Consider the following 1,426-nt stretch of genomic DNA (forward strand, 5'->3'; position numbering starts at 1 on the left):
AGATATCATATAACAGTAAAATATTTTATCTATTTCATATTTATTCTTCCTCTAACTCAAATCTATATTTTTGTTCAACATTTGGATACTTTTCTCTGTCTACTTCTGAAATAAACATCTCATAAGGTCTTGCATATATACCGTAATCTCCATACAATGCTTGATATACTACTAATTTTTCTCTAGTTTCACTATGTATTGCTATGTTTAAAACTTTATACATTTTACCTTTAAAGTGTCTGTATTTTTTATTTACTATAAGTTCTCTCACTTTTATTCTCCCTGACTTATGTATAAAAATTAGGCCGAGATTTCGACCTAATTTTAATGCAAATTAAATTATTTTGCTTCTGTTTTTGTCTCTATTTTTTCTTCAGCTTTTGGTTCAGCTTTAATTTCTTTTTTAGCTTCTTCTTTCGCTTCAGGTTTTACTTCTTTTTTAGCTTCTTCTTTCGCTTCAGGTTTTACTTCTTTTTTTGCTTCAGCCTTTTCTTCCTTCATTTCAGGTTTCATTTCTTTTTTAGCTTCTTCCTTCATTTCAGGTTTCATTTCTTTTTTAGCTTCTTCAGTTGAAATTAATACTTTATTTTCAGCTTCATTATATTCTACCTTTACCATATTAAGAGCTTTAGCTACATCTCTTAAACGATAGTAGTTGTTTCCTTTTATTTTATAAGCTTTTACTTCTAAAAGTTTTTCTTCAGCTTTTGGTTCAGTTTTAATTTCTTTTTTAGTTTCTTCTTTTGTTTCAGGCTTTACTTCTTTTTTTGCTTCAGCCTTTTCTTCCTTCATTTCAGTCTTTGCTTCTTTTTTAGCTTCTTCTTTCGCTTCAGGTTTTATTTCTTTTTTAGCTTCTTCCTTCATTTCAGGCTTTGCTTCTTTTTTAACTTCTTCTTTCGCTTCAGGTTTTACTTCTTCTTTTGCTACTACATAAACTTTATCATTAGTTATTTCAGCTGTAACATTTTCTTCTAAATCTTCTACTTCTTTTCCGTCATTTTTATATTCTTGACCTAATGTTAAAAGAACTTTACCTTCACTGTATTCAACTGAGAATTTTGAAGATGTTTGATTTAAAACCATTGCTAAATCACTTAATTTGAAATAATTTTCTCCATCAATATTATAACCTGCGATAGAAACATCTTTTCCATTTAAGCTAACTTTTTGTGGTGACACTACAACTTTAGACATAGTCATCATAGGTTGTTTTTCTGCATCTTTATTAAGTTGCTCAACAACAGCCTTAACATCTTTTACTTCCTTAACTTCTTTAGCCATAACTGGCATAGCAGAACTTGCTAATACTACTGTTGCCAATGCTACTGGTAATAATTTTTTCATTATAATCCTCCTAAAATTTTCTTATTTCCATATATCATCTAACAATATTAACTTTATGTCAAGTTATAGCTACTTAATTTAA

Annotated in this window: 2 protein-coding genes; both read right to left on the reverse strand. The window is 28.5% G+C overall.

The genetic code is table 11. The features are described from left to right. Positions 1–40: 40 nt before the first annotated feature. Positions 41–271, reverse strand: coding sequence for a DUF1653 domain-containing protein (locus HMPREF9129_RS10130; protein ID WP_004823486.1), 231 nt, complete (start codon positions 269–271; stop codon positions 41–43). A gap of 68 nt (positions 272–339) precedes the next feature. Next, positions 340–1,344 (reverse strand): hypothetical protein, encoded by a 1,005-nt coding sequence (locus HMPREF9129_RS11575; protein WP_004823488.1) that lies wholly within the window; start codon positions 1,342–1,344, stop codon positions 340–342. Positions 1,345–1,426: the final 82 nt, after the last annotated feature.

The organism is Peptoniphilus indolicus ATCC 29427 (assembly GCF_000227315.1).
Taxonomy (GTDB): domain Bacteria; phylum Bacillota; class Clostridia; order Tissierellales; family Peptoniphilaceae; genus Peptoniphilus; species Peptoniphilus indolicus.